The 26,988-nt window shown below is 66.3% G+C and carries 22 protein-coding genes and 1 pseudogene; 10 read left to right on the top strand and 13 right to left on the bottom strand.

Annotation, left to right across the window (positions count from 1 at the left end):
* Positions 1–50: 50 nt before the first annotated feature.
* The 7 genes and pseudogenes from glgB to OXS31_RS09755 all read right to left on the bottom strand — a co-directional run bounded on the left by glgB (position 51) and on the right by OXS31_RS09755 (position 11,166).
* On the bottom strand, positions 51–2,270 hold the full coding sequence (glgB, locus tag OXS31_RS09785; protein WP_267398800.1) for a 1,4-alpha-glucan branching protein GlgB: 2,220 nt from the start codon (positions 2,268–2,270) through the stop codon (positions 51–53).
* On the bottom strand, positions 2,267–5,596 hold the full coding sequence (gene treS / locus OXS31_RS09780; protein ID WP_267398799.1) for a maltose alpha-D-glucosyltransferase: 3,330 nt from the start codon (positions 5,594–5,596) through the stop codon (positions 2,267–2,269). The genes glgB and treS overlap by 4 nt, the downstream gene beginning before the upstream one ends.
* Positions 5,597–5,729: 133 nt before the next feature.
* Entirely contained in the window at positions 5,730–7,733 is a 2,004-nt protein-coding gene (locus OXS31_RS09775) for an alpha-1,4-glucan--maltose-1-phosphate maltosyltransferase (RefSeq protein WP_077172894.1), read from the bottom strand.
* Positions 7,734–8,189: 456 nt separating this feature from the next.
* Positions 8,190–9,020, bottom strand: coding sequence for an ammonia-dependent NAD(+) synthetase (nadE, locus tag OXS31_RS09770; protein ID WP_027599227.1), 831 nt, complete (start codon positions 9,018–9,020; stop codon positions 8,190–8,192).
* Complete coding sequence (locus tag OXS31_RS09765) at positions 9,017–9,526, bottom strand: CinA family protein (RefSeq protein ID WP_027599226.1); 510 nt, start codon at positions 9,524–9,526, stop codon at positions 9,017–9,019. Before OXS31_RS09765 ends, nadE begins: the two co-directional genes overlap by 4 nt.
* Positions 9,527–9,691: 165 nt before the next feature.
* A pseudogene (locus tag OXS31_RS09760) lies at positions 9,692–10,174 on the bottom strand (nucleotidyltransferase family protein); the annotation flags it as partial.
* Between the two features lie 2 nt (positions 10,175–10,176).
* Complete coding sequence (locus tag OXS31_RS09755; protein ID WP_027602416.1) at positions 10,177–11,166, bottom strand: XdhC family protein; 990 nt, start codon at positions 11,164–11,166, stop codon at positions 10,177–10,179.
* A 143-nt stretch (positions 11,167–11,309) separates the two neighbouring features.
* On the opposite strand from OXS31_RS09755, the gene OXS31_RS09750 reads away from it, so the two are divergent.
* The 6 genes from OXS31_RS09750 (at position 11,310) to OXS31_RS09725 (ending at position 17,890) form a co-directional block, all read left to right on the top strand.
* On the top strand, positions 11,310–12,185 hold the full coding sequence (locus tag OXS31_RS09750) for a Ku protein (RefSeq protein ID WP_115945774.1): 876 nt from the start codon (positions 11,310–11,312) through the stop codon (positions 12,183–12,185).
* A gap of 11 nt (positions 12,186–12,196) precedes the next feature.
* Positions 12,197–14,764, top strand: a complete 2,568-nt coding sequence (gene ligD, locus OXS31_RS09745) for a DNA ligase D (RefSeq protein ID WP_267398796.1) — start codon at positions 12,197–12,199, stop codon at positions 14,762–14,764.
* Positions 14,765–14,845: 81 nt separating this feature from the next.
* Positions 14,846–15,892, top strand: coding sequence for an acyl-CoA dehydrogenase family protein (locus OXS31_RS09740; protein ID WP_007161833.1), 1,047 nt, complete (start codon positions 14,846–14,848; stop codon positions 15,890–15,892).
* Positions 15,880–16,641, top strand: coding sequence for a PIG-L family deacetylase (locus OXS31_RS09735; protein ID WP_267398794.1), 762 nt, complete (start codon positions 15,880–15,882; stop codon positions 16,639–16,641). Before OXS31_RS09740 ends, OXS31_RS09735 begins: the two co-directional genes overlap by 13 nt.
* 8 nt (positions 16,642–16,649) lie before the next feature.
* Complete coding sequence (locus tag OXS31_RS09730) at positions 16,650–17,237, top strand: class I SAM-dependent methyltransferase (protein ID WP_267398793.1); 588 nt, start codon at positions 16,650–16,652, stop codon at positions 17,235–17,237.
* Positions 17,234–17,890 (top strand): glycosyltransferase, encoded by a 657-nt coding sequence (locus tag OXS31_RS09725; RefSeq protein WP_145247453.1) that lies wholly within the window; start codon positions 17,234–17,236, stop codon positions 17,888–17,890. Before OXS31_RS09730 ends, OXS31_RS09725 begins: the two co-directional genes overlap by 4 nt.
* On the opposite strand, the gene OXS31_RS09720 is transcribed toward OXS31_RS09725, so the two are convergent.
* Entirely contained in the window at positions 17,891–18,682 is a 792-nt protein-coding gene (locus OXS31_RS09720) for a helix-turn-helix transcriptional regulator (protein ID WP_027599218.1), read from the bottom strand.
* Positions 18,683–18,761: 79 nt separating this feature from the next.
* Here OXS31_RS09720 and OXS31_RS09715 point away from each other — a divergent pair, with 79 nt between their 5' ends.
* On the top strand, positions 18,762–19,772 hold the full coding sequence (locus OXS31_RS09715) for a bile acid:sodium symporter family protein (RefSeq protein WP_267398791.1): 1,011 nt from the start codon (positions 18,762–18,764) through the stop codon (positions 19,770–19,772).
* A gap of 24 nt (positions 19,773–19,796) precedes the next feature.
* Here the strand turns inward: OXS31_RS09715 and gorA are convergent, their stop codons facing one another.
* Together gorA and galU are read right to left on the bottom strand one after the other, a co-directional pair.
* A complete protein-coding gene (gene gorA, locus OXS31_RS09710; protein ID WP_267398790.1) occupies positions 19,797–21,170 on the bottom strand; it encodes a glutathione-disulfide reductase in 1,374 nt (457 codons plus the stop codon).
* A 126-nt stretch (positions 21,171–21,296) separates the two neighbouring features.
* Positions 21,297–22,127, bottom strand: coding sequence for a UTP--glucose-1-phosphate uridylyltransferase GalU (gene galU, locus OXS31_RS09705; RefSeq protein WP_007161840.1), 831 nt, complete (start codon positions 22,125–22,127; stop codon positions 21,297–21,299).
* A 239-nt stretch (positions 22,128–22,366) separates the two neighbouring features.
* Here galU and OXS31_RS09700 point away from each other — a divergent pair, with 239 nt between their 5' ends.
* Together OXS31_RS09700 and OXS31_RS09695 are read left to right on the top strand one after the other, a co-directional pair.
* Positions 22,367–22,849, top strand: a complete 483-nt coding sequence (locus OXS31_RS09700; protein ID WP_231501019.1) for a hypothetical protein — start codon at positions 22,367–22,369, stop codon at positions 22,847–22,849.
* Between the two features lie 150 nt (positions 22,850–22,999).
* On the top strand, positions 23,000–23,374 hold the full coding sequence (locus OXS31_RS09695; RefSeq protein WP_077172898.1) for a hypothetical protein: 375 nt from the start codon (positions 23,000–23,002) through the stop codon (positions 23,372–23,374).
* Here OXS31_RS09695 and OXS31_RS09690 read toward each other — a convergent pair.
* The 3 genes from OXS31_RS09690 to OXS31_RS09680 all read right to left on the bottom strand — a co-directional run bounded on the left by OXS31_RS09690 (position 23,340) and on the right by OXS31_RS09680 (position 25,612).
* Positions 23,340–23,696 (bottom strand): antibiotic biosynthesis monooxygenase, encoded by a 357-nt coding sequence (locus tag OXS31_RS09690; RefSeq protein ID WP_267398786.1) that lies wholly within the window; start codon positions 23,694–23,696, stop codon positions 23,340–23,342. The two genes, OXS31_RS09695 and OXS31_RS09690, sit on opposite strands and share 35 nt — an antisense overlap.
* On the bottom strand, positions 23,693–24,397 hold the full coding sequence (locus tag OXS31_RS09685; protein WP_267398785.1) for a hypothetical protein: 705 nt from the start codon (positions 24,395–24,397) through the stop codon (positions 23,693–23,695). Before OXS31_RS09685 ends, OXS31_RS09690 begins: the two co-directional genes overlap by 4 nt.
* Before the next feature lie 177 nt (positions 24,398–24,574).
* Positions 24,575–25,612 (bottom strand): NADP(H)-dependent aldo-keto reductase, encoded by a 1,038-nt coding sequence (locus OXS31_RS09680; protein WP_267398784.1) that lies wholly within the window; start codon positions 25,610–25,612, stop codon positions 24,575–24,577.
* A gap of 203 nt (positions 25,613–25,815) precedes the next feature.
* Here OXS31_RS09680 and OXS31_RS09675 point away from each other — a divergent pair, with 203 nt between their 5' ends.
* A complete protein-coding gene (locus OXS31_RS09675; protein ID WP_267398782.1) occupies positions 25,816–26,955 on the top strand; it encodes a glutathione-independent formaldehyde dehydrogenase in 1,140 nt (379 codons plus the stop codon).
* The last annotated feature ends 33 nt before the right edge of the window (positions 26,956–26,988 follow it).

The following is a 26,988-nucleotide window of genomic DNA, read 5'->3' as shown; positions in this document are numbered from 1 at the left end:
GAACGGGGATGCCTGTCAGCGCAGCGCGTCCCTTGCGGGACGCTCCCGGATCAGCCCTGCGGCTTGAACACCAGCACACCGAGGGGTGGCAACTGCAGATTCAGCGAGGCCGGCTGACCATGGGCGCCGATCTCCTCGGCGTTCACCCCACCGCCGTTGCCCAGGTTGGAACCACCGTAGCGCTCGGCGTCGCTGTTGAAGATCTCCTGCCAATGGCCCAGCGAGGGCACGCCCACCCGGTAGTCATGCCGCGGTACCGGCGTGAAGTTGGCGATCACCAGCAAGGGCCGCTGCTGGGCATCCTTGCGCAACCAGGCGAAGACGCTGTTGCCATTGTCGTCGCCGACCACCCAGTCGAAACCCTCGGGCAGGTGGTCGCGCTCGTGCAGTGCCGGCTCATGGCGATAGAGCTGGTTGAGATCGGCCAGCAATTGCTGCACACCGCGGTGGGTGCCGTGCTCCAGGAGGAACCAGTCCAGCTCGCGGTCATGACTCCACTCGCGCCACTGGCCGAACTCGCAGCCCATGAACAGCAGCTTCTTGCCCGGGTGGGTCCACATGAAGCTCAGGTAGGTACGCAGGTTGGCGAACTTCTGCCAGACGTCCCCTGGCATCTTCTCGATCATCGAGCCCTTGCCGTGCACCACCTCGTCGTGGGAGATGGGCAGCATGAAGCGCTCGGACCAGGCGTACACCAGGCCAAAGGTCATCTGATGGTGATGGTACTGGCGATAGACCGGATCCTCTTCCACATAGTGGAGGGTGTCGTTCATCCAGCCCATGTTCCACTTGAAGTCGAAGCCCAGGCCGCCTTCGCTGACCGGTGCGCTCACGCCAGGCCAGGAGGTGGATTCCTCGGCGATCACCAGCGCACCCGGCGCCTCTTCGTGGACCACCTCGTTGAGGTGCCGGAGGAAGGCGATGGTTTCCAGGTTCTCGCGACCACCGTGGATGTTGGGGATCCACTCGCCGTGCTTGCGCGAATAGTCGCGGTAGAGCATGGAGGCCACGGCATCCACCCGCAGGCCGTCGATGTGGAAGTGCTTGAGCCAGTGCATGGCCGAGGCCAGCATGAAGCCGTGCACCTCATGGCGCCCCAGGTTGTAGATGTAGGTGTTCCAGTCCTGGTGGAAGCCTTCGAAGGGATGCTCGTATTCGTACAGGGCGGTGCCGTCGAAGCGAGCCAGGCCGTGTTCGTCGGTGGGGAAATGCGCCGGCACCCAGTCGAGGATGACACCGATGTCGGCCTGGTGGCAGGCGTCGACGAAGGCGGCGAAATCCGCCGGGGTACCGAAGCGCGAGGTGGGCGCGAACTGGCCGAGCGGCTGGTAGCCCCAGGAACCGCTGAAGGGATGTTCCATGATCGGCAACAGCTCGATATGGGTGAAGCCCATCTCGCGGACATAGGGAATCAGGCGCTCGGCCAGTTCCCGCCAGTTGTACTGGCGCCCCTCGTCACCGCCTTCGCGGCGCCAGGATCCGGCGTGCAGTTCATAGACCGAGATCGGCGCTTCCACACCCTGCAGTTCGCGGCGACGGGCCATCCAGTCCTGGTCGTGCCAGGTAAAGGGCTTGTTGTCGGCCACCACCGAGGCGGTGCGCGGCGGCAACTCCGCCGCCAGGGCGATGGGATCGGCCTTGAGCGGCAACACGCCGTGCTGGCCGAGGATCTCGTACTTGTAGGAAGTACCGACCGGCAGGCGCGGCACGAACAGCTCCCAGACGCCGCTGTTGGCGCGCAGGCGCATGGGCAGCCGGCGGCCGTCCCAGCTGTTGAAGTCGCCGACCACCGAGACGCGGCGGGCATTGGGGGCCCAGACCGCGAAGCGCACGCCCTCCACGCCGTCGACTTGGCAGCGCTGGGCGCCAAAGGTCTCGCCGAGGTTGCGGTGGCGGCCTTCGTTGAACAGATAGAGGTCGGTCTCCCCCAGCAGCAGACCGAAGGAATAGGGATCCTCGGTTTCCTGCACGCCACTGGGCCAGCGAATGACCAGCTTGTAGGGCGCGGCGTATTCCAGCCGCGCGACGAACAGCCCGGGCACCCGCCCCGGCTGCATCTGGGCCAGGGGCCGACCGCTGACGCGATCGACCAGCTCCACGCCCAGGGCGTTGGGCAGGAAGGCGCGGACGATCACGCCCTCGCCATCGGGATGGGGACCGAGCACGGCGAAGGGATTGCCGTGCTCGCCGCGGGCCAGCGACTCGGCTTCGGCAGCCGAGAGCCGGGCGTCGTCCAGGGGAGCGACGGAAGCGGTGTTGTGATCGGTCATGCGCGGGCTCCGGACAAGAGGGTCTCGACGATGGCAGCGACGCCACGTAGCGGGATGTTGATCCAGGTGGGTCGGTTGGCAGCCTCGTAGCCTATCTCATACACCGCCTTCTCCAGGCTGTAGAGATCCAGCGCCGCCTGCTCGCCGCGCTCGCCCCACTGGTGGCCGATACCGGCCGCCGCAGCGCGATAGCCTTCCAGAAAGGCCGCGTAGGAGGCATTGCGATAGGTCTCCGCCGCCTTGGCACGCAGCTGCAGATGCTCTTCCGAGGTATCGGCGCCGGCGTTGCTCGACTGGGTGACCATGGCCGCCGCGTAGTCGAAGGAGCGCAGCACCCCGGCAACATCCTTGTGCGGACCGTACTTGCCGCGCCGCTCTTCCAGCGACCGCGCCGGCTCGCCTTCGAAGTCGATGAGGATGGCGTCGTCCTGGGCCACCAGCACCTGACCCAGGTGCAGATCGCCGTGGACGCGGATGCGCAGACCGCCTTCGACATCCGCGGCCAGGGCCTCGATGCGCTTGGCCAGGGCTTCGCGCTTACCGACCAGACCCTGCAGCAGCTCCTTGCCGGTGGCATCGAGCTTGTCGCTCATGCCCTGCAGGGTGTCCAGAGCACCGTCCACCTGGAGGCGAACGCGGTGCGCCAGCTCCTTGGCCGCCTGGGCGTCCACGGTTTCGGGCGCGAAGGCCGCGTCTTCGGTGGGCTGCGCCAGCACCAGGTGCATCTCGCCCAGGCGCTTGCCCAGCACGCCGGCGAAGGCCGCCAGATCGCCCATGGCAGTGAACTCGTTCTCCACATCGGAGATGCCGCCGCTGAGCAGATCGCGGGTGACGCGGTCCAGACCGTCCAGGCTCCAGGTCCAGGCATCGCCCTGGTTGTGGATGTGCTGCTGCACCAGCATCAGCACGTGCGGCGTGCCATCCGGCGCGATGCGCTGGGCCACGGCATGGGTCGCGGCGATGTTGGCGAAGCCGGCCTGGGCCAGGTAGCGCCCCATCTCCACTTCCGGATGGATGCCCGGCGCCACCTTGCGGATCAGCTTGAGCATCAGGTGGTCGCCGACGATCAGCGAGCTGTTGGACTGCTCGACACCCAGGTGCTTGATCTCGATGTCCGGATCCAGCGCGAAGTCCTCGGGCTGGTCATAGACCTCGAAGCTCAGCTCGCCGGACGGCGAAGCGATCTTGGCGCCCTTGCGGAAGGCGTCAAACACGCCATGGACGAAGCTGGTCAGGGCGAAGGCATCGGTCACCAGGCCCACGCGCCGCACGTGGCGGATGCGCGACAGGGCCAGCTGGGTGGCCAGCGGACTGCAGTGCTGGTCCTCTTCGGCGAGGAAGCCCAGGGGCAGTGCATAGCGCTCTTCGCCCTTGGCATTGGTCACCACCACCTCGCTGAACATCACCGGCAGCTTGGGCGTGTTGATCTGGGCCGCATAGTCCAGGCGCACGCTGGTGATGGCTTCGTCCTTGGAACCGAACCAGCGACGCTTGGGCAGATAGACCGGCAGCACCTCTTCGAAGATGCGGCGCGGCTCGCCCTCCAGCAATTCCTGCAGGTGCCGCTTGATGACCACCGTCTGGTAGTCGGGCATCGGCGCCGGCGGCTCGGTGTGCCAGGCAGGCATCTGCTCGTTGCCGGCCAGGTAGAACCAGTAGAAGCCATAGGGCGGCAGGGTCAGCATGTAGGGCAGCTGGCCGATGGGCGGGAAGGCGCTGCCGCCGATCATTTCCACCGGCACCTGACCGGCGAAGCTGGACAGGTCCAGTTCCACCGCCTGGGCGGCGCGGGAGACGTTGGCCACGCAGAGAATGGTCTCGTGTTCGCCCTGGGCGTTGGTGAAGTCGCGCAGGTAGGCCAGGATGCGTCTGTTTGTGGGCGACAGCATCTTCAGGGTGCCGCGACCGAAGGCCTTCTGCTGCTTGCGCACGGCCAGCATGCGCCGGGTCCAGTTGAGCAGCGAATGGGGATCGCGCGACTGGGCCTCGACGTTGATCGCCTGGTAGCCATAGAGCGGATCCATGATCGATGGCAGCACCAGGCTGGCTGGGTCGGCGCGGGAGAAGCCGCCGTTGCGGTCGACCGACCACTGCATCGGGGTACGCACGCCGTCGCGGTCGCCCAGGTGGATGTTGTCACCCATGCCGATTTCGTCGCCGTAGTACATCGTCGGGGTGCCGGGCATCGACAGCAGCAGGCTGTTGAGCAGCTCGATACGCCGACGGTCGCGCTCCAGCAGGGGCGCCAGACGGCGCCGGATGCCGAGGTTGATGCGCGCGCGGCGATCCGAGGCGTAGTAGTTCCACAGATAGTCCCGCTCGCGGTCGGTCACCATCTCCAGGGTCAGTTCGTCGTGGTTGCGCAGGAAGATCGACCACTGGCAGTTGGCCGGGATCTCCGGGGTCTGGCGCAGGATGTCGGTGATGGGGAAGCGGTCTTCCTGGGCGATGGCCATGTACATCCGCGGCATCAGCGGGAAGTGGAAGGCCATGTGGCATTCGTCGCCATCGCCGAAGTACAGCTGGGTGTCTTCCGGCCACTGATTGGCCTCGGCCAGCAGCATGCGATCGGGATAGTTGGCGTCGATCTCGGCGCGGATTTCCTTGAGTACCGCGTGGGTCTCGGGCAGGTTCTCGTTGTTGGTGCCGTCGCGTTCCACCAGGTAAGGGATGGCGTCCAGACGCAGGCCGTCGACACCCATGTCCAGCCAGTACCTCATGATGGAGATCACCGCCTTCATCACCTGGGGATTGTCGAAGTTCAGGTCAGGCTGGTGCGAATAGAAGCGGTGCCAGAAGTACTGGCCGGCGACCGGGTCCCAGGTCCAGTTGGACTTCTCGGTGTCGAGGAAGATGATGCGGGTGCCGTCGTACTTCTGGTCGTCATCGGACCAGACGTAGAAGTTGCGTGCCGCCGAACCTTTCTTGGCGCGGCGGGCGCGCTGGAACCAGGGGTGCTGGTCGGAGGTGTGGTTGATGACCAGTTCTGTGATCACCCGCAGGCCACGGGCATGGGCCTCGGCGATGAACCTCTTGGCATCGGCCATGGTGCCGTAGTCGGGGTGGATGCCGCGGTATTCGGCGATGTCGTAGCCGTCGTCGCGCCGCGGCGAGGGATAGAACGGCAGCAGCCAGATGGTGTTGACGCCCAGGCTGGCGATGTAGTCGAGCTTCTCGATCAGGCCGGGGAAGTCACCGATGCCATCGTTGTTCGAGTCGAAGAAGGACTTCACATGCACCTGATAGATGACCGCGTCCTTGTACCAGAGCGGATCGTCGATGAAGGCAGCGGGTTTGCGGGAGCGAGCTTTATTGGGTTTTGCCATGTCGTCAGGTCCTTAACAGGGCGTCTGAATCGAATGCGTGTACCGGTCGTCCTTGCCGCCCGGCAGTGATGACGGCCGGGCCAGGCGGTGCGGATCTGTCCGCACCGCCTGGCCCGTGCCGCCCGAGGTAGCGCTAGTGGCCCGCCTGGATGCGCCAGATGCCGAAGGGCATCGACGGCTCCAGGCGCGTCCACTGGGTCTTGCCGTGCCAGGCCCAGCGGTGCCCGGTCATGAGGTCCTCGCCGTAGGTGGTGGCGTGGTCGTCGAGACCCAGCTCCCACAGCGGCAGTTCGAAGTGGCCTTCCTGGGCGTTGAAGGGATCCAGGTTGACGGCGATCAGGATGAAGTTGCCCAGGTCGTCGGTGCGCTTGCCGAAATAAAGGATCTGGTCGTTCCAGCAGTTGTAGATCTTCAGCCCCAGGTGGGTCTGCAACGCCGGGTTCTGCCGGCGGATGCGGTTGAGCTGGGCGATCTCGCCCATAATGTTGCCGGGGGCGTAGAAGTCGCGCGGGCGCAGCTCGTATTTCTCCGAATCCAGGTACTCCTCCTTGCCCGGCGTGAGCGGCGCGCCCTCGCAGAGTTCGAAGCCGGCGTACATGCCCCACAGGCCGGAGCCCATGGTGGCCAGGGCGGCGCGGATCAGGAAGCCGGGCCGGCCGCTGGTCTGCAGGAAGCCCGGGTTGATGTCCGGCGTGTTGACGAAGAAGTTCGGCCGGTAGCAGTCACGCAACGGGGCTTCGTTGAGCTGGGTGAAGTATTCAGTCAGCTCGGCCTTGGTGTTGCGCCAGGTGAAGTAGGTGTAGCTCTGGCTATAACCGACCTTGCCCAGGCGCGCCATCATGGCCGGCTTGGTAAAGGCCTCGGCGAGAAACATGACATCGGCGTCACGACCGCGGATATCGGCGATCAGCCATTCCCAGAAGGGCAGCGGCTTGGTGTGGGGGTTGTCGACGCGGAAGATCTTCACGCCCTGCTCCACCCAGTGCCAGACCACGTCGCGCAGCGCCAGCCAGAGATCCGGCACGGCATCCTTGGCATAGAAATCGACGTTGACGATGTCCTGGTACTTCTTCGGCGGGTTCTCCGCATAGCGCATGGAGCCGTCCGGCCGCCAGGAGAACCAGCCCGGATGCTCCTTGAGCCAGGGGTGATCCGGCGAACACTGGATGGCGAAGTCCAGGGCGATCTCCAGGCCATGGTCGGCAGCGGCCGCCACCAGGGCGCGGAAGTCGTCCAGGGTACCCAGCTCGGGATGCACGGCGTCATGGCCGCCATCCGGGCTGCCGATGGCATAGGGACTACCCGGCTGGTCCGCGCCCGCCCCCAGGGTGTTGTTCTTGCCCTTGCGGTGAGCCAGGCCGATCGGATGGATCGGCGGGAAATACAGCACATCGAAGCCCATGTCGCGCACGCGCGGCAATTCGCCGATCACGTTGCGGAAGGTGCCGTGACGCTGGGGGTCGTCGGTGATGGAGCGCGGAAAGAGTTCGTACCAGCTGGCGAATTCGGCGCGCAGGCGCTCGATGTCCAGCGGGTATTCGATGCTGTGGGTCAGGTGGACATAGGCATCCACCGACGCCATGGCCTGGCTGGCCTCGCCGGCCAGGAGCACGGCGACCTTGTCGCCCTCGCTGCCGGCCTGGTCCAGCCGCTGCAGCAGCGCCTCCAGGGGACCGCGCTGCTCGCCTTCGGCGCGGGACAGGGCCTGCTCGACATGGATGCGGCCTTCCTGCAATTCCAGGTTCAGCCCCACACCCGCGGCGTACTTCTTCTCGATTTCGTAGCGATAGGTGCCCCAGACATCCCACCAGGCCTGGACCACGAATTCGTAGCGACCCACCGCGGGCGGAGTGAAGCGGCCGCGCCAGAGATCGTTGGTTTCCAGGGTCAAGGGAGCCTGTTGCCAGTTCTCCTCGCCCTCCTGACGCCAGAGCACGCTGGCCGCCAGCTTGTCGTGGCCATCGGCGAAGATCTTGGCGGTCACCTCGACGACGCGCCCGGCGATGCCTTTGGCGGCGAACTGGCCATTGTCCACGGCCGGCGTGACCGACTCTATGGCGATGCGCGGGGTCTGGGCAGCGGTAGCGGGATCGAGGGAAAGCGTGGAAAAAGAACCGGGGAGATCGGTGTTCGACATCGAGCCTGACTCCATCTTGGGACGCGTGAAAGGTCGCAACGCGCAAGCGCTGCGACCTTGGTCATGAACCCGCTACTGCTTGGCTTGCCGCCAAAGAGGCCCGGCTGGCCGAACCCCTCAAGGGAATCGGTAACCCGTAGTGACACCCCTAGGGATGCCACTCCAGACAGCCGCGGCTCTACTGCAACCGGAAGCACTCACGCGGGTGTGTCTGAAAGAGTCTGAGCGCCGACGACGCGCAAAAGTTCAGCCAAATCGCAATGAACAACAGGCACGTAAAACCGGCCAAAACCCATAAATATCAGTTACTTAAAGTAAATAAATGAAGCTGTTTCTAACTTAGCGACCAGCGCTACGGTGCTTGTTGAAGAGCACCGAAGCACAAGCCGGAGTAAGGATCGCCCTCAAGCCTATATTCGATAAATCACTTGAGCTACGAGCTATAACCCCATGATTTCACTGATAAGGCGTATAGGGGAGATCGCGTTTGTGCGCGCTACGCCGGTAGGTATTGAGAATGATCTCCAGCGTGGCCGGGCTCACCGCCTTGCCTTCCAGGAAATCGTCGATCTCGGCGTAGGTGATGCCAAAGGCATCTTCATCGGCCTTGCCGGGCGACAGGGATTCCAGATCGGCGGTCGGCACCTTGTGCACCAGCTCGTTGGGGGCGCCCAGCCACTCGGCCACCGCCCGCACCCGCCGCTTGTTGAGACCATGCAGAGGCGTGAGATCGCAGGCGCCATCGCCGAATTTGGTATAGAAGCCCATCAGGGCTTCCGCCGCGTGGTCGGTGCCTATCACCAGACCCCGGCGCGCGCCGGCCACCGCGTACTGGGCGATCATGCGCTGGCGCGCCTTGATGTTGCCCAGCGTGAAATCCTCGTGCAGTTCGTCATCGAAGGCCACGCGGGCTTCGCGCACCGAGGCGAGCATGGCGTCGCTGGCCGGCTTGATGTTGACGGTGTGGGTCTCGTCGGGCTGGATGAATTGCAGGGCGCGCTGGGCATCCGCCTCGTCGCGCTGCACGCCATAGGGCAGGCGCATGGCGATGAACCTCAGGCGCGCATTGCCGCTCTCCTCGCGCGCCCGCTCCACCGCCAGCTGGGCCAGGCGACCGGCCGTGGAGGAATCCACGCCGCCACTGATGCCCAGCACATAGCTTTCCTGGCGGCTGTTCAGCAGATAGTCCTTGAGAAACTGGATGCGACGCTCAGCTTCCTCGGCCGGATCGAAATGCTCGGGTACCTGCAGGGCCTGGATGATGTCGCGCTGAAGGGCTTCGGTCATCGGGCGTTCTCCTCTGATTCGCGTTCGAGACGTTGATGATAGGGCACCACGGCGCCGAGGCTGTGCCGGGCCGCCGCCAGCTGCACGGCCTCACGGTCGCCGGAAAAATGCTGGGTTTCAGAATAGAGCACGATGTCGTCACCGACGCGGTAGCCCCAGGCAAAACAGACGGTTCCCTGGGGAATGCCGTCCGCCCCGCCCGGTCCGGCCAGCCCGGTATTGGCGATGGCCACCTGGGCCGGACTGTCGCGCAGGGCGCCAGCAGCCATCTCCCGCGCCACTTCCTCGCTGGTGAGGTTGTGCCGCTCGATGGTTTCCGGCCTGACGCCCAGCAGGCGCTGCTTGGCCTCGGGCGAATAGACGACGTAACCGGATTCGATGCAGCTGCCGCTGCCGGGTATCTCGGACAACAATCCCACCACCTTGCCGGCCGTGCAGGATTCGGCCGTGGTGAGTTGCAGTTCGCGTGTCTTGAGATAGTCCAGCATGGACTCGATTTTGTTCATGAGTGCGTGTCCCCAAAAGCAGTTCTCCTCCGTTGGAAGAACGGCGAAATGGGGAAGTTCTCGGGTCAGTTGCCGGGTATTTTCCAGGTCGGCGGGCGTGTCGATGTCGCGATGGATACCGGCGTCCGCGATCTCCCGCTCTAGTACCGAACCCTCGCGCAGGAGCCGTTTCGCTCCCTCGTCGCCCGTGAGTTCGCCCAGCGCAGCGGCAAAATTCCGACCAAAGAGCACGGGATGGCCGCGCCGGCCCTGGTAAGCAGGGACGACGATGCGCCCGGGATGATGCAGCTCCAGCAGCTGGCGGGCCGTGGCGGGCTGCACGAAGGGCATGTCGCCCAGGGCGACCAGCCAGCCGGACGCCTCGGGCGTCCTTCGCACGGCCGCGGCCAGGCTGTCGCCCATGCCGGTGGTGGGCAGGCTGAGTACCGCCAGGCCTTCCTGCCGCGCCAGCGCGGCGCGCCAGGGGGCGCTGTCCGAGACCACGGCCAGGCACGGCAGACCCAGGCCTCGCCACAGTCGAAAGGTCGCCTGCAACACCGTCAGCTCGGACGGACCGGGCAAGATGGCCTGCAGCTTGTCGCCTCCGCCGGCGGCGCGGAACCGGCTTCCGGCACCCGCCGCGAGGATCAGCACCTGAACGCCGGGCATCCCTAGGCGACCTGCTCCACCGCCACCAGGGCGCGCTTCTTCTGGGTCAGGGCGATGCCGTTCTTGACCGCCACCACCTCCGCCAGCAGCGACAGGGCGATCTCTGGTGGCGTATGGCTGCCGATGTGCAGGCCGATGGGACCGTGCAGGCGATTGATCGCCGCCACCGGCACCTCCAGCTGCAGCAGCCGCTCCCGCCGCCGGTCGTTGTTGCGCAGCGAACCCAGGGCGCCAACGTAGAAGGCGTCGGATTGCAGCGCCGTCAGCAGCGCCAGGTCATCCAGGCGCGGATCGTGGGTCAGGGCCACCACCGCGGTGCGCTCGTCCGGGCGGATCGCCAGCACGGCATCGTCCGGCATGCCCGGGATGAAACGCGCCTGGCGCGTCTCCCAGCCCTGGCGGAATTCCTCGCGGGGATCGCAAACCAGCACCTCGAAATCGAGCATGGCGGCCATGTCGGCGACATAGAGCGACAGCTGACCGGCGCCGATCAGCAGCAGCCGCCAACGCGGTCCGTGTACCAGGCGCAGGCAGTGCTCGTCCAGGGCGACCGGCTCGTCGCGGGTGGTGCTGGAGATCCGCACCTTGCCGGTGGCCAGGTCCAGCTCGCGCAGGGCCAGTTCGTGGTCGTCACAGCGTTGCAGCAGTTGCTCGACCCAGCGCCAGTCACCGACCTGCTCCTGGACCAGGCGCAGGGTGCCCCCGCAGGGCAGTCCGAAGCGGGCGGCTTCGTCACCCGAGACGCCATAGGTGATGACCTCCGGACGCTCGCCAGCGAACTGGCCGGCGTGCAGCCGGGCGATCAGGTCGTCCTCGATACAGCCACCCGACACGGAGCCGCATACCTGGCCGTCGTCACGCAGGGCCAGCATGGCGCCCGGCGGCCGCGGCGAGCTGCCCCAGGTCTGGACCACGGTGAACAGGCTGACGCCATGCCCTGCCCGTCGCCAGGCCAGGGTCATGCGCAAAACTTCTTGATCGACACTGTCCACGCCCTGCTCCTCTCTACCTTGCACCTGCGACGGCAAAATCGTCGTTCCGGGGGTAGAACCCAACAGCGGAGCGGGGTTCCCCAGGGCGGAACCCGGTGGATCGCCGGCCTATCCATAGGGGATACCCCAAGAGGAGAACGTCCATGCCCCGCTCGATCTGGAAAGGCGCCGTCAGCTTCGGCCTGGTGCACATCCCCGTGTCGGTCGTCTCGGCGACCCGGCAATCGGGCATCGACTTCGACTGGCTGGATGAACGCAGCCTCGACCCGGTGGGTTACAAGCGCATCAACAAGACCACCGGCAAGGAGGTGCCCAGCGAACACATCGTCAAGGGCATCGAGCACGGCAAGGGCAAGTACGTGGTGCTCAGCGAAGACGAGATCCACAACGCCCTGCCCGAGGCCACCCGCACCATCGACATCCTCACCTTCGTCGAGGCGCGGGAGATCTCCATCCTGCACTTCGAGAAGCCCTACTACCTGGCGCCGGACAAGAACGGCGAAAAGGTCTATGCCCTGCTTCGCGACACCCTAAGCGCCGCCGGCAAGGTGGGCGTGGCCAACCTGGTGATGCACTCCAAGCAGCACCTGGCGGTGATCATGCCGCTGGGCGATGCCCTGGTGCTCAACACCCTGCGCTGGGCCGACGAGGTGCGGTCCGCGGAAGACGTCGGGCTCGAGGGGCTGGACGCCAAGGTCAGCAAGAAGGAAGTGGACATGGCCCAGCGCCTGGTGGACGACATGACCGAGCAATGGGACCCGGAGCAGTACCACGACACCTTCAAGGACAACGTCATGGCGCTGGTAGAGCGCAAGCTCAAGGACGGCAAGCTCGAAGCCGTCGCCGAGGAGCCCGAAGCCGAGGACAGCGGCGCCGACGTCATCGACCTCACCGAATTGCTGCGCCGCAGCCTGGGTGGCAAGAAGGACAAGGCCAAGGAGACGCCCAAGTCCAAGAGCTCCGGCCGTTCGACCACCCGGCGTAGCCCTGCCGCCAGCCGCACCCGCAAGGCCAAGTGAGGAGCGCCGCCATGGCCAGCTCGACCAGTGAATACAACCGCAAGCGCAACTTCGACATCACCGCCGAACCGCGTGACGAGGGCAGCTCCCGCCGGCGCAAGGCCAAGGGGGCCCTGAGCTTCGTCATCCAGAAGCACGACGCGCGCCGCCTGCACTACGACTTCCGCCTGGAGCTGGATGGCACCCTCAAGAGCTGGGCGGTGCCCAAGGGTCCCAGCCTCGATCCCGGCGAAAAGCGCCTGGCGGTGCAGGTGGAGGACCACCCCCTCGCCTACGGCAGCTTCGAAGGCAGCATTCCCGAAGGCCAGTACGGCGCCGGCGATGTCATCGTCTGGGATCGTGGCGAGTGGGAGGCGGATGGCGATGCCGCCGAAGGCTATGCCGCGGGCAAGCTCAAGTTCGAACTCAGGGGTGAAAAGCTGCGCGGTCACTGGACCCTGGTGCGCACCCGGCTGCAGGGCCACAGCGACAAGCCGCAGTGGCTCTTGATCAAGGAGCGCGACGACCAGGCCCGCGACACCGCCGACTACGAGGTGACCGTCGCCGAGCCCGACAGCGTGCTGAGCGACAAGACCCTGCCCCGGCTGGCGCAGTCCAAGGCCAAGGGCAAAACCTCCGCCAAAGCCAAGGCGACCCAAAGGCCGACCCGCCAGCCCACCGCCAAGGCGCGCAAGGCTAAGCTGCCCGAGTTCCTGGAAGCCCAGCTGGCCACCCTGGTCGACAGTGCGCCGGCCGGCGACTGGCTGTACGAGGTGAAATACGACGGCTATCGGCTGCTCGCCCATATCGAGGGCGGCGAGGTGCGCCTCTTCACCCGCAGCGGCAACGACTGGACCGAGCGCCTGCCGGAGCAGGCCAGGGCCCTGGCCGCGCTGGGCCTGGAAAACGCCTGGCTGGACGGCGAGATCGTGGTCAACGACGCCCAGGGCGTCTCCAGCTTCCAGGCGCTGCAGAATGCCTTCGAGACCGGCAAGGCGACCCGCATCACCTATTACCTGTTCGACCTGCCCTATCTCAATGGCGCAGACCTGCGCGAGGTGCCGGTCGAGCAACGCCGCGAGTTGCTCGGCAAGCTGCTGGAAGAGAGCAACGACAGCGAGCTGCTGCGCTTCTCCGCCGCCTTCGAGGTGCCGGCCGATCGCATCCTGGCCAGTGCCTGCGAACTCGGGCTCGAAGGGGTCATCGGCAAGCGCCTGGGTAGCCCCTATCGTTCGCGGCGCAACAAGGACTGGATCAAGCTCAAGTGCGCCCACCGCCAGGAATTCATCATCGTCGGCTATACCCCGCCCAAGGGCGGCCGCCAGCACCTGGGCGCGTTGCTGGTGGCGCTGCACGATGACCAGGGCCAGCTGCACTATGCCGGCAAGGTCGGTACCGGCTTCACCGCGGTCGTGCTCAAGCAGCTGCACGCCCACTTCCAGCCGCTGATCGTCGATCAGCCGCCGGTGGTGGATCCGCCCAAGGGCGCCGCCTATCGCGAAGTGACCTGGCTGCGGCCCGAGCAGCTGTGCGAGATCGCCTATGCCGAGCTGACCCAGGACCGCATCGTCCGCCAGGGCGTCTTCCACGGCCTGCGCGACGACAAGCCGGCCGAGGGCATCGGCCTGGAAGAGGCGACACCAGCCCGCGAGGCCGAGGCGCCGCGCCCGTCCGCCGCACGCCGTCCGTCTGCGGGCAAGCAGCAGGACGCCAGCGTCGCCGGGGTACGCATCAGCCATCCCGAACGGGTCATCGACGAAGCCAGCGGCGCGCGCAAGCTCGACATCGCGGGCTATTACGCCGCCGTCGCCGACTGGATCCTGCCGCACCTGGCCGACCGACCCGTGGCCCTGGTCCGGACGCCCGAGGGTATCGCCGGCGAGCAGATCTTCCAGAAGCACAAGCAGACCCTGGCGATCCCCCATATCCGCGAACTCGATCCGGCGCTGGACCCGGGGCATGCGCCGCTGATGGTCATCGACAGTCGCGAGGCCCTCATCGGCGCGGCCCAGATGGGCACGGTGGAACTCCATACCTGGAACGCCACCGCCGACCGCATCGACCGGCCCGACCGCTTCATTCTCGATCTCGACCCTGATCCCGCCCTGCCCTGGTCGCGCATGCTGGAGGCGACGGGGCTGGTGCTGACCCTGCTCGACGAGCTGGAGCTGCAGGCCTTCGTCAAGACCAGCGGCGGTCGCGGCCTGCACCTGGTGGTGCCGCTGGATCGGCGCCAGGACTGGGACACCGTCAAGGCCTTCGCCCAGGCGGCGGCCCAGCACCTGGCCAACACCCTGCCCAAGCTCTTCGCCGCCAAGATGGGCGCCCAGAATCGCCAGGGGAAGATCTTCGTCGACTACCTGCGCAATCGCCATGGCGCCACCACGGTCAGCGCCTTTTCCCTGCGCGCCCGTCCCCACCTCGGCGTTTCGGTACCCATCGCCCGGGATGAGCTGGCGACCCTGGAGGCCAGCGACCAATGGCGCTTCGACTCCCTGCTGGAACGCCTCGAAGGGCTCAAGGACGACCCCTGGGCCGGGTATGCCGAGATACGCCAGAGCCTTACCGCAGCGCGGCGCAAGCGGCTCGGCGTAGCGTAGCGATGCGCCTGCCGTCGGCAAGCGTACCGGCTAAGCGAAACCCCTTATCGCTGCCCGTGGTCTGCACTAACGAGCGCTGTCGTGGACAGCGCCGTCGCCAGCCACGGGATGGAGCCGATGTCGATCGATCTGGATAGCCTCCAGGACACCCTGGACGAGTGGGCCTATGACGAGGTCACTCCCGCACTGCTGCAACACCGACTCCAGATTCTCAACCAGCGCGGTCTCGACCGCCTGCCGTTGCCCGGCCAGGGTCAGACCCTGGACCGTTGGCGCGCCTTGGCCCAGGTCGCCCATCATGACCTGGGCCTGGTGAAGCTGTACGAAGGCCACACCGATGCCTTGGCCATCCTGAGCGAACTGGAGGGCTACGCGCCGCCCGAAAGCCTCTGGGGCGTCTGGGCCGCCGAGCCGCCCGATGCCCGCCTGCTGGTGCGCTACAGCGCCGACGGCGTGGTCACCCTGCACGGCCGGAAGTCCTGGTGCTCCGGCGCCTCCCTGGTCAGTCACGCCCTGGTCACCGCCTGGATGGACGATCATCCGATGCTGGTGGCGGTGGAAATGAAGCAACCCGGCGTCGAAGTCACCCAGGACGGCTGGCGGGCCATCGGCATGCAGCACACGGGTAGCGTCGACGTGCTGTTCGACGGGGCCGCCGGCGTGCTGGTCGGGGCGCCCGGTCGCTACCTGCAGCGTCCCGGCTTCTGGCATGGCGGCGGCGGTATCGCCGCCTGCTGGTATGGCTCCGCCACCGCCCTGGCCGATACCCTGCGCGCTCACTGCAAGCGTCATCGCGAACCCCATGCCCTCGCTCACCTGGGCCATGTGGACGCCGCCCTGCTCGGCGCCGCCACTGCACTGCGCCAGGCCGCCGAGTGGCTGGACCTCAACCCCGAGGCGGACGCCCGTTATCCCGTCTGCCAGTTGCGGGCCCTGGTCGAGCAGTGCGCCGAAATCGTCATCCGCCATACCGGCCGCGCCTTTGGCGCCGCGCCGCTGTGTCGCGACGCCTATTGCGCCCGCCACATGGCGGACCTTCCCGTCTACCTGCGCCAGAGCCACGCCGAACGCGACCTGGCGGTGCTGGGTGACCTCAATCTGCTGGAGGGTGCCCCTTGGCAACTGTAGGCGATCGTCAGATTCAGGGAGCTGGCACCGCGCCCGAGGCGTGGCTGCAGTGGTCCGGCTTCGCCGAGATGCCGGCAATCGAGGCCTCGCAACTGGTCCCGCCCGGCCATCGCGCCGTGGTCGTCGCCCCGCACCCGGACGACGAGATCCTCGGCTGCGGCGGCCTGCTCTGCCAGTTGGGTGAGCTGGGGCGTCGTCTGGCACTGGTGGCGGTCACCGACGGCGATGGCAGCCATCCGCAATCCACCCTCTGGCCGGCCACCCGCCTGCGCAATACCCGTCCACTGGAGACCCGCGAAGCCCTGCGCCGCCTGCATCTGGAGCGCGCCACCGTGACCCGCCTGGCGATACCGGATGGCCAGGTGAGCGAGCAGGAAGCCGCCCTGCAGCAGCGGCTGGTGGAAATCCTTACGCCGGAAGACGTGGTCTTCGCCACCTGGCGATTGGATGGCCATCCCGATCATGAGGCGACCGGCCGCGCCGCCGTGGAAGCCTGCCGCCTGCGCGGCGCCCGCTGCATCGAGGTGCCGGTCTGGACCTGGCACTGGGCCGCCCCGGGCGATCCACGCGTGCCCTGGGAACGGGCGCGGCGCCTGGATCTGGAGGAAGACGTCCTGGCGCTGAAGAAGCGCGCGGTGAACGCCTTCGGCAGCCAGCTGACCGAGGACACGAGCACGGGACAGGGACCCATCCTGCCGCCTGCGGTAGTGGCCCGTCTCACCCGTGCCTGGGAGGTCTATCTGACGTGACCGTCTCCATGAGCTATTTCGATTCGCTGTACGCCAGCAGCGACGATCCCTGGGACTACCGCCATCGCTGGTACGAAGCGCGCAAGCGCGATCTGACCCTGGCCATGTTGCCGCACCGTCGTTACAGCCAAGGCTACGAGCCTGGCTGCTCCACCGGTGAGTTGTCCCGGCGGCTGGCCGAGCGCTGCGAGCGGCTGCTGGTCAGCGACGGCAATGCCTCCGCGGTCGCCACCGCTCGCGAGCGCCTTGCCGATCAGGCTCATGTCGAGGTGCATCACCTGCTGCTGCCGGACGCCTGGCCGGCCGGCGCCTTCGATCTTATCGTCATCAGCGAGATCGGCTACTACCTCGGCGAGCCCGGCCTGGCTGCCCTCTTGGATCGCGCCCACAGCGCGCTGCTGCCCGGAGGGGTACTGCTCGGCTGTCACTGGCGCCATCCCATCGAAGGCTGTGCCCTGACCGGCGACCAGGTTTATGAGCGCATGGCCGCCCTGCCCGGCCTGCATCGCCTGAGCCACCTCGAAGAATCCGATTTCCTCCTCACCCTCTGGTCTTCCGACCCCACCTCCGTCGCCCGCCGGGAGCAGCTTCTATGATAGGTGCCGTGATACCCGCCCATAACGAAGAGCAACACGTCGAACGCTGCCTGCAATCGGTCCTGCGCGCCGCGCGGCATCCGGCCTTGCTAGGTGAAGCCGTCGAGGTCGTCATCGTGCTGGACAGCTGCACCGACGGCACCGCCGACATCGTTCGCCGGCTGCCGGTCACTGCCCTGGAAGTCTGGGCCTGCAACGTCGGCCTGACCCGGGCGACCGGCGCCGCCCACCTGATCCAGCTCGGCGCCCGCTGGCTGGCCTGCACCGATGCCGACTCAGAGGTGGCGCCGGACTGGTTCGCCGCCCAGCTCGCTTATGGCGCCGATGCCGTCTGTGGCGTGGTGGAGGTGGACGACTGGACCCCGCATTCCCCCGGCCTCAGGGCTCGCTACGAGGCGGCCTATCACGACCGCGAAGGCCATCAGCATATCCATGGTGCCAACTTCGGCATCTCCACGGCAGCCTATCTCCAGGCCGGCGGCTTTCCGTCCATGACGGTGGACGAGGACGTGACCCTGGTTACCGCGCTCCAGACCCAGGGTGCGCGTATCGCCTGGAGCAACAGCGTGCGGGTGCGCACCAGCTCGCGCCTGGACTGCCGGGCCCGCGGCGGTTTCGGCGACTACCTGAGCCTGCTCGGCGCCACTGCCTGACTAAACGCCCAGGGCGAAGGCCCCGGGCGTCGCGCCGAATTGCCGGCGAAAGGCGGCGATGAAGGCCGATGGGGAGTTGTAGCCGCAATCCAGCGCCACCTCCGTCACCGCAGCGCCCTGTTCCAGGCGTTCCAGGGCGCTGATCAGGCGCAACCGCTGGCGCCAGGTTCTGAAGGTCAACTCGGTATCGCGCAAGAACGCCCGGCTCAGTGTCTTTTCCGAGGCGCCCAGCACCCCTGACCACTGCGCCAGGGTGCGATCGTCCGACGGATTGGCCGCCAGGGCCTCGCACAGCAGACGCAGCCGGCCATCCTGGGGCGCCGGCAGCGACAGTCCGACCTCGGGTGCCGCCTGCAACTGATCCAGCATCACCGACACCAGCCTTCCCTCGGGTCCCGCCTCGTCATATTCCCGGGCGAAGCCGCTGAAGGTCTTGATCAGTTCGCGGATCAGCGGACTCACCGCCACCACCCGACACCGCTCGCCCACATAGGGCGCCGCCTCGGCCCCGACATAGAGGCTGCGCATCTCCGCCCTGGGCGAGGAGCGCACCTGATGCTCGACATCGGCAGCGATCCACACCGCCCGCTGCGGCGGTGCCACATAGCTGCCCTCGGCGGTGGTCACCGTGAGCACCCCCTTGATGGCATAGGACAGCTGGCCCCAGGGATGCCGGTGCCAGGGTGTCCAGGCCGGTTGGGCCAGGGATTCCACGCGGGCATAGAGGCGCCGCGGCAGGTGCGCGAGTTCGGGCACGGGGCGTTCGACCGCAGACTGTCCGTTTGACGACATCATTGGGGCTTTTCGCGTTAGTCGGCTAGGTCAGGAGACGATAGCCTTGGGGCTATCCGCAGACAACCCGAGAGAGACCATGGCTCGTCCCCGCCTGATGCCCGACAATTTCACGCTGCTGCTGGTCGCCACGGTGATCCTGGCCAGCGTGCTGCCCTGCCAGGGCCTCGCCGCCCAGATCGCCAACGTGGTCACCAACATCGCCATCGGCCTGCTGTTCTTCCTGCACGGCGCCAAGCTGTCGCGCCAGGCACTGGTGGCCGGCATCACCCATTGGCGCCTGCACCTCCTGGTGTTCGCCTTCACCTTCGTCAGCTTTCCGCTGCTGGGCTGGGCGCTGCAGCCGCTGCTGGCCCCGCTGGTGACGCCGGAGCTCTATCTCGGCGTGCTGTTCATGTGCGCCCTGCCGGCCACGGTGCAGTCGTCCATCGCCTTCGTCTCCATGGCTCGCGGCAATGTCTCGGCCGCGGTCTGCAGTGCGTCCCTGTCCAGCCTGCTCGGGATCTTCCTCACCCCACTGCTGGTCCGGCTGCTGCTTGACGCCCACGGCGGCTCGGACGGCCAGAGCACCCTGAATGCCATCATCAAGATCTGCGTCCAGCTGCTGCTGCCCTTCGTCGCCGGCCAGCTGCTGCGTCCGGTGATCGGCCACTGGGTGGATCGCCACAAGGGCAAGCTCAAGTTCGTCGACCAGGGGTCCATCCTGCTGGTGGTCTACACCGCCTTCAGCGCCGCGGTCATCGAAGGCCTGTGGCGCGAGACGCCGATCCTGTCGCTGGTGGGCCTGGTGTTCATCTGCGCCACCCTGCTGACCCTGGTCCTGCTCGCCACGCGCTACAGCGCCCGGCTGCTGGGCATGAGCAAGGAAGACGAGATCACCGTGGTCTTCTGCGGCTCCAAGAAGAGCCTGGCCACGGGGGTGCCCATGGCCAAGGTGCTGTTCGCCGGCAGTACCATGGGTCCGGTGCTGCTGCCGATCATGCTGTTCCACCAGATCCAGCTGATGGTCTGCGCGGTGCTGGCGCAGCGCTACGCCAGGCGCGAGACGGTGGAGGCCGCGCCCGTGGCGGCAGCCCCGGTGGCGAAGTGATCCCCGCGGTGGCGAGGCGTCCGGCTAGCGCGCCTCGTCCTCGCGAACCGGCTTGCGCATGGTGACCCACTCTTCCGCGGCGGTGGGATGGATGCCCAGCGTATCGTCGAAGCAGGCCTTGGTCGCGCCCGCCTTGAGGGCGATGGCCAGGCACTGGACCTGCTCGCCGGCATCGGGGCCCACCATGTGGCAGCCCAGCACCTGGTCGCTGTCGGCATCCACCACCAGCTTCATCAGGGTGCGCTCCTGGACATCGGTCAGGCTGAGCTTGGTCGGCCGGAAGCTGCTCTGGAAGATCTTCAGCCGATGGCCACGCTCACGCGCCTCTTCTTCGCTCAGGCCGATGCTCGCCAGATTGGGCAGGCTGAAGACCGCGCTGGCGATCAGGTCGTAGTTCAGCGGGCGATAGCTGTCGGGATCGAACAGATGGCGCGCCAGGGTCATGCCCTCGGCCAGGGCCACCGGGGTCAGCTGCACCCGGCCGATGACGTCGCCGATGGCGTAGATCGAAGGCTCCGCGGTCTGGAAGGTCTCGCCGACCTTGATGAAGCCCTGGTCGTCCAGGGCGACACCGGTGTTTTCCAGGCCCAGGTCGTCCAGCATCGGCCGGCGGCCGGTGGCATAGAAGACGCAATCGGCGTCCAGCATCCGACCGTCCTTGAGTGTCACCTGCAGGCTGCCATCGGCGGCCTTGTCGATCCGCGCCACATCGGCATTGAATTGCAGGTCATGGCCGCGCTTCTGCATCTCGTCGCGCAGATGCTCGCGCACGCCCCGGTCGAAGCCGCGCAGGAACAGCTCCCGGCGATACAGCAGGGTCGTCCTTGCGCCGAGCCCCTGGAAGATCGAGGCGAATTCCACGGCGATGTAGCCGCCCCCCACCACCACCACCTGCTTGGGCAGCTCCGGCAGGTAGAAGGCCTCGTTGGAGGTGATGGCATGCTCGCGGCCGGGGAAGTCCGGCACGTCCGGCCAGCCCCCGGTGGCGATGAGGATGCGCTCGCAGCGATAGCGCTGGCCTTCCACCTCGACGGTGTGGGGATCGAGGATGCGGGCATGGGCTTCCAGCAAGGTCACCCCGCTGTTGACCAGCAAGGCCCGATAGATGCCGTTCAGCCGGCGGATCTCGTGGTCCTTGCTGGCGACCAGGGTGTTCCAGTCGAAGGCCGGAACCTCGGCATCCCAGCCATAGCCACGGGCCTGGCGGAATTCATCGCGAAAGGAGGCGCCGTAGATGAAGTATTTCTTGGGCATGCAGCCCACGTTCACACAGGTCCCGCCGAGGTAACGGCTTTCCGCCACTGCCACCCGGGCACCGAAGTCGGCCGCGAAGCGCGCGGCCCGTACCCCGCCCGAACCGGCGCCGATCACGAAGAGGTCGAAATCATAGGTCGTCATGGAGCTCTCTCTTTTTGCTGCTGGCGACCAGCATAACGCAAGGCCACCCTGCGCAGCGGCCCGGCTGGCCAACCTCCAGAAACGACAAGGCCACCCGCAGGTGGCCTGGTCGACTGCACGTCAGGCTTACAGCGCCTTGTACAGATTCTCGAAGCAGAAGTTGGTGGCTTCGACGAAGCCTTCCGCGCTGCCGCAGTCGAAACGCTGACCCTTGAATTTGTAGGCCAGAACGCAACCGTCCTGGGCCTGCTTCATCAGGGCGTCGGTGATCTGGATCTCGCCACCCTTGCCCGGCTCGGTCTGCTCGATCAGGTCGAAGATGTCCGGGGTCAGGATGTAGCGGCCGATGATCGCCAGGTTGGAGGGAGCGTCTTCCGGCTTCGGCTTCTCGACCATGTTGTTCACGCGGTAGATGTCGTCACGGATCATCTCGCCGGCGATCACGCCGTACTTGTTGGTCTCGTTGGCCGGGACTTCCTGGATGGCCACGATGGAGCAGCGGAACTGGTTGTACAGCTTGACCATCTGCTTGAGGACGCTGTCGCCTTCCAGGTTCAGGCAGAGGTCGTCCGCCAGGACCACGGCGAAGGGCTCGTCACCGATCAGCGGGCGGCCGGTCAGGATGGCGTGGCCCAGGCCCTTCATCTCCACCTGACGGGTGTAGGAGAAGGTGCAGTTGTCGATCAGCTTGCGAATGCCGACCAGGTACTTTTCCTTGTCGGTGTTCTTGATCTGGCTTTCCAGCTCATAGCTGATGTCGAAGTGGTCTTCCAGCGAGCGCTTGCCACGACCGGTAACGATCCCGATCTGATGCAGGCCCGCCTCCAGAGCTTCCTCCACGGCGTACTGCACCAGCGGCTTGTTCACAATGGGCAGCATTTCCTTGGGCATGGCTTTGGTCGCAGGGAGAAAACGAGTGCCATAGCCGGCTGCCGGAAACAGACATTTGGTGATCATGGGAGTCCTTTGATCTGTACGTGAAGGCAAAACGAACGGCGGTCTATCCAGCCGCTTGTCGCATACAATGCCCGAAGCGCGCGACGCTGGAAATAGCCAGGCATGGGCGCTCTGTGGACGTGCGGATACGACTCCAGGATTGCCTTCCGGTTCTGCGCAAAGCCGCAAAGAACTGCTATCGTCCAAAGTTTGGAACCAGCGTCACGACTCCGCGGATAGATCTCGACATGAAGAAATGGATGCTCCCGTTGCTGTGTGTTTCCCTCGCCGGCTGCTCCCTGGGCGGTCATCACGAGGCGGCGGACACGCGGCCGCTCAGCGCGGAACAGACCACCCTGCTGCGCCAGAACGATCTCTTGCAGGCCAAGCTGCTGGTCCTGGGTGGCAGCGAAGAACAGCTCAAGCTCGCGGATGCCCTGCTGCTGCGCAATGGCGGAACCAGCGCCGATGGCGAAGTGGAGTTCTATCGCGCGGTGATCGCCATCAAGCAGGGCCCGCAGACCGATGACGTCCTGGAATTGCTGAACGCCTCCGCCGATCATCGCTATCCGCTGGCCTATGCCCTGCTCTATCGGATGTATACCGATCCCTTCCTGGTGCCCGAGGCCGATCCGATCCAGGCGCAGACCTACAAGAGCGCCTACGGAGAGCTCGCGGTGGCCAAGAGTGGCTATCCGTCCTTCGACAAGGCCGTGGAAGTCACCCGCCAGCTGGCGCCCTGAACCCGCCTCTCTAGTCGGCCGCTTTGCGGCCGTTCACAGTCTGGCGCTGGCGAATGAGCAGCCGTTGACCTTTCCTGGATGTGAATGATGTCAACTGGCCGCATGACGGTAGCATCGAGCCTCTACCGTCCGCCGCCCAGAGCCATCTCCATGTCCTCGCTTGGCAAGCTGTCACCCGATATCGTTGCCGTCCGGACCGTGACGCAGCGGCTCGTCCTGCTGCTGATCGGGTTCTTCGCGCTGGCCATCCTGCTGACGCGGCTGCCGACCTTCATCAACGCTGCCAGCGGCGAGACCTGGCAGATTCGCGGCGGCCAGATTCCGCTGATGCAGTATCCCTCCATGCCGGAGCGCAGCGTGGTCGCCAATCGCCAGCTGATCGCCATGCTCAAACCGGGCGATCGCATTCTGGTCCTGGACAGCGCCCCCTTTCGCCCCTGGAAGAAGGTCATGCTGATCGGCGAAGACAGCCGCATCGGCTGGATCCGTGTCACCCCGGCCCTGGGCGCGATCCGCCTGGAGTGACGCCAGGGCCGGAGCCGGTCGACAGCAGGCGCATGACCCGGGTGTCATGCCAGCGATACCAGTGCGCCTGACCCAGCCGCTGCGCCTGCCGATGTTCCGGATGGGCGCCCCAGGCTGCGACCGCGGCCTCATCGGCCCAGTAGGACAGGGTGATGCCCAGGCCATCGGTGCCCCGTACCGATTCCATGCCCAGAAAGCCTGGCTGCCCCTGCGCCAGCTCCACCATGCGCGCCGCCATGGCCTCATAGTCGGGATCGTCGTCGGCGCGTTGCGAGACGAAGGCGATCACCACACAGTCCTCGGGCAATTCCGGCCGCTTCATGTCCCCAGGTTCCGCGCCGCGACCACCGCGTCCAGCCAGGCGCGCACCGCCGTGGGGACCCGACCGGCCAGCGCCTCGCGCTCGGGCTGATAGAGGGTGCCGAAATAACAGGGATGGGTCGTCAGCTCGAAGGCCACTGGCAGCTCTTCCTCATCCCAGGCGAGGACGCGCCAGCCGGCGTCGAGCAAAGCCGGCAGATAGGCGGGATTCACCCCGAATCGACAGCGATAGGTGGCCTCGACCCGTTCGGCGCCGGCCGCCTCCGCCAGGCGCGACCCTGGCAGCAATCGGAGTTGATTCTGCACCTCGATGCGGGCGCAGCTCAGGGGCGTGAGCACCGCGCGGCTGGCCGACGGATCGTCTTCACCGTGGGCGGCGTCCGTCCAGCCCAGCACGGACTGGACGTACTCCAGCAACGCGTACTGCAGCCCGCCACAGGTCCCGAGAAAGGGAATCCGCTGTTCGCGCGCCGTGCGCAGAGTCGCCAGCATCCCTTCACGATGGCGATAGGGACTCCCGGGTACGCACCAGAGGCCGTCGCAGTCGGCAAGGACGCCATCGGCCTCGACCGTCGGCAGCCAGCGTGTCCGCAGCGTGACACCCAGCGCCGTGGCGGTCAGCGCCAGGGCCTGGGGGATGGCCTGGTGGGCCACGATGGAAGGGTCCTGGTCTCCCAGGAGCACGATTTCGTACGACGTCATGACGGACACCTGCAGGCGTGGAAGGTCCGACCGACTCTAGGCCCTTGGGGCCGCGGTTTTAATAGGCGTCGCGGACAGCAGCCCTTGCGTCCCTGCCCTGTCGGTCACGGCCGCCTTTCGCCAGGCGCAAGGAAACGCCCGGTACAGCAGCTGTACCGGGCGCCGGATACCAGACGATCAGGGTGCCGGGTTGGGCTGGTCGACGTGGATGGCTTCGATGGCGGCCAGGGTTTCCTGGTCCAGCACCAGCTCGCTGCTCGCCAGATTGCTTTCCAGCTGGGCGAGCGAGGTGGCGCCGATGATGTTGCTGGTGACGAAGGGCCGACTGGTGACGAAGGCCAGGGACATCTGCGCCGGATCCAGACCGCGCTCCCGGGCCAGTTCGACGTAGGCCTGGGCAGCCCGTTGCGTCTGCGGATTGCTGTAGCGCTGGAAGCGTTCGAACAGGGTCAGTCGCGCCCCTTCCGGACGGGCGCCGTTCAGGTACTTGCCCGTGAGCACACCGAAGGCCAGCGGCGAATAGGCCAGCAGCCCCACCTGCTCGCGGATGGCCTGCTCGGCCAGGCCCACTTCGAAGCTGCGGTTGAGCAGATTATAGGGATTCTGGATCGACACCACCCGCGGCGAGCCACGGGTCTCGCTCAGGTGCAGGAAGCGCTGCACGCCCCAGGGCGTTTCGTTGGACAGGCCGACATGGCGGACCTTGCCTGCCTTCACCAGGCCGTCGAGGGCTTCCAGGGTCTCCTCGATGGGCGTGAAGTCGGCATCGTTGTGCACATAGCCCAGCTGACCGAAGTAATTGGTCCGCCGATCCGGCCAGTGCAGCTGGTAGAGATCCAGGTAGTCGGTGTTGAGTCGCTTGAGACTGGCCTCCACCGCGGCGGTGAGATTGGCCTTGGTAAAGGCCAGGCCGCCGTTGCGGATGTAGTCCATGTCGCGGCCAGGACCGGCCGCCTTGCTGGCCAGCACCCAGTCGGCACGGTCGCCGTGCTGGCGGAAATAGTTGCCGATGATGGTCTCGGTACGGGTGTAGGTCTCGGCGCGCGGCGGCACCGGGTACATCTCGGCGGTATCCAGCAGGTTGACGCCGGCCGCCTTGGCGACCCGGATCTGCTCGAAGGCTTCTGCCTCGGTGTTCTGCTCGCCCCAGGTCATGGTACCCAGGGAAATGGCGCTCACCTTCAGCTCGGTTCGGCCCAAGGATCGATAGTGCATGGCAAGCCTCTTTCGCGGTTGAAACCGCAACGTTAGCAGGACTCCCAAGCGCAGCCCAACTCGTCTGACGATTTGAACTATCGTCCGCTTGCCGATGCCCTCCCCTTGAGGCGACAGCCCAGGCTGCTCGCTGCTAGGGAAGACGCCCATCTACCCAAGCGGGTGCCCGTAGAGGACCGACGCGACACTCCGGAGTGCACATCATGAAAGCTGTGGTTTACCAGGGCCCACGCGACGTCGCGGTCAAGAACGTAGCCGATGCCCGCATCGAAAAACCCACCGACGTCCTCGTCAGGATCACCACCACCAACATCTGCGGTTCCGACCTGCACATGTACGAAGGCCGCACCAGCTTCGAAAGTGGCCGGGTCTTCGGCCACGAGAATCTCGGCGAGGTGGTCGAGATCGGTCTCGGCGTCGATCGCATCAAGGTTGGCGACCGGGTCTGCCTGCCCTTCAACATCGGCTGCGGATTCTGCGAGAACTGCGAGCGCGGACTGACCGGTTTCTGTCTTACCGCCAACCCGGGCGTCGCCGGTGCGGCCTACGGCTTCGCCGACATGGGCCCCTACCAGGGTGGCCAGGCGGAGTTGCTGCGGGTGCCCTACGCCGACTTCAACTGCCTGGTACTGCCCGAAGATGCCGCGGAACGCGAAGACGACTACGTGATGCTGTCCGACATCTTTCCCACCGGCTGGCATGCCACCGAGCTGGCCGGTCTGCGCCCGGGCGAATCCATCGCCATCTATGGCGCGGGCCCGGTCGGCCTCATGGCTGCCCATTCCGCCATGATCCGTGGCGCCTCCGAGGTCTATGTGGTTGATGACCAGCCGGATCGCCTGGCACTGGCGGAAAAGCTCGGCGCCAAGGCCATCCACGCCAAGGAAGGCGATGCGGTGGAGCAACTGCTCAACCTCACCCATGGGCGCGGGACCGATCGCGGTTGCGAGTGCGTCGGCTACCAGTGCTGCGATCACCACGGGCACGAAGTCAATCACCTCACCATGAACAACCTGGTGGCTTCGACCCGCGCCACCGGTGGTATCGGGGTGGTCGGGGTGTTCGTGCCCCAGGACCCGGGCGGCCGGAACGACCTGGCCAAGCAAGGCAAGATGGCCTTCGACTTCGGCAACTTCTGGTTCAAGGGCCAGCAGATCCGCACCGGCCAGGCCAACGTCAAGAATTACAACCGTGAGCTGGCGCGGTTGATCCATGCAGGCAAGGCGCGACCCTCGCAGATCATTTCCCACCGCCTGAACCTGACCGAAGCACCGGACGCCTATCGGCATTTCGATGCGCGGGACGATGGCTGGACCAAGGTAGTGCTCAAGCCGGCCGCTTGAGTCTCTTTAGCCTGGAAGGGAACGCTCCCGGAC

The sequence above is a fragment of the Pseudomonas sp. GM_Psu_1 genome, from assembly GCF_026544185.1.
Taxonomy (GTDB): domain Bacteria; phylum Pseudomonadota; class Gammaproteobacteria; order Pseudomonadales; family Pseudomonadaceae; genus Chryseomonas; species Chryseomonas oryzihabitans.
This window is presented reverse-complemented; position numbering and strand designations above follow the sequence as displayed.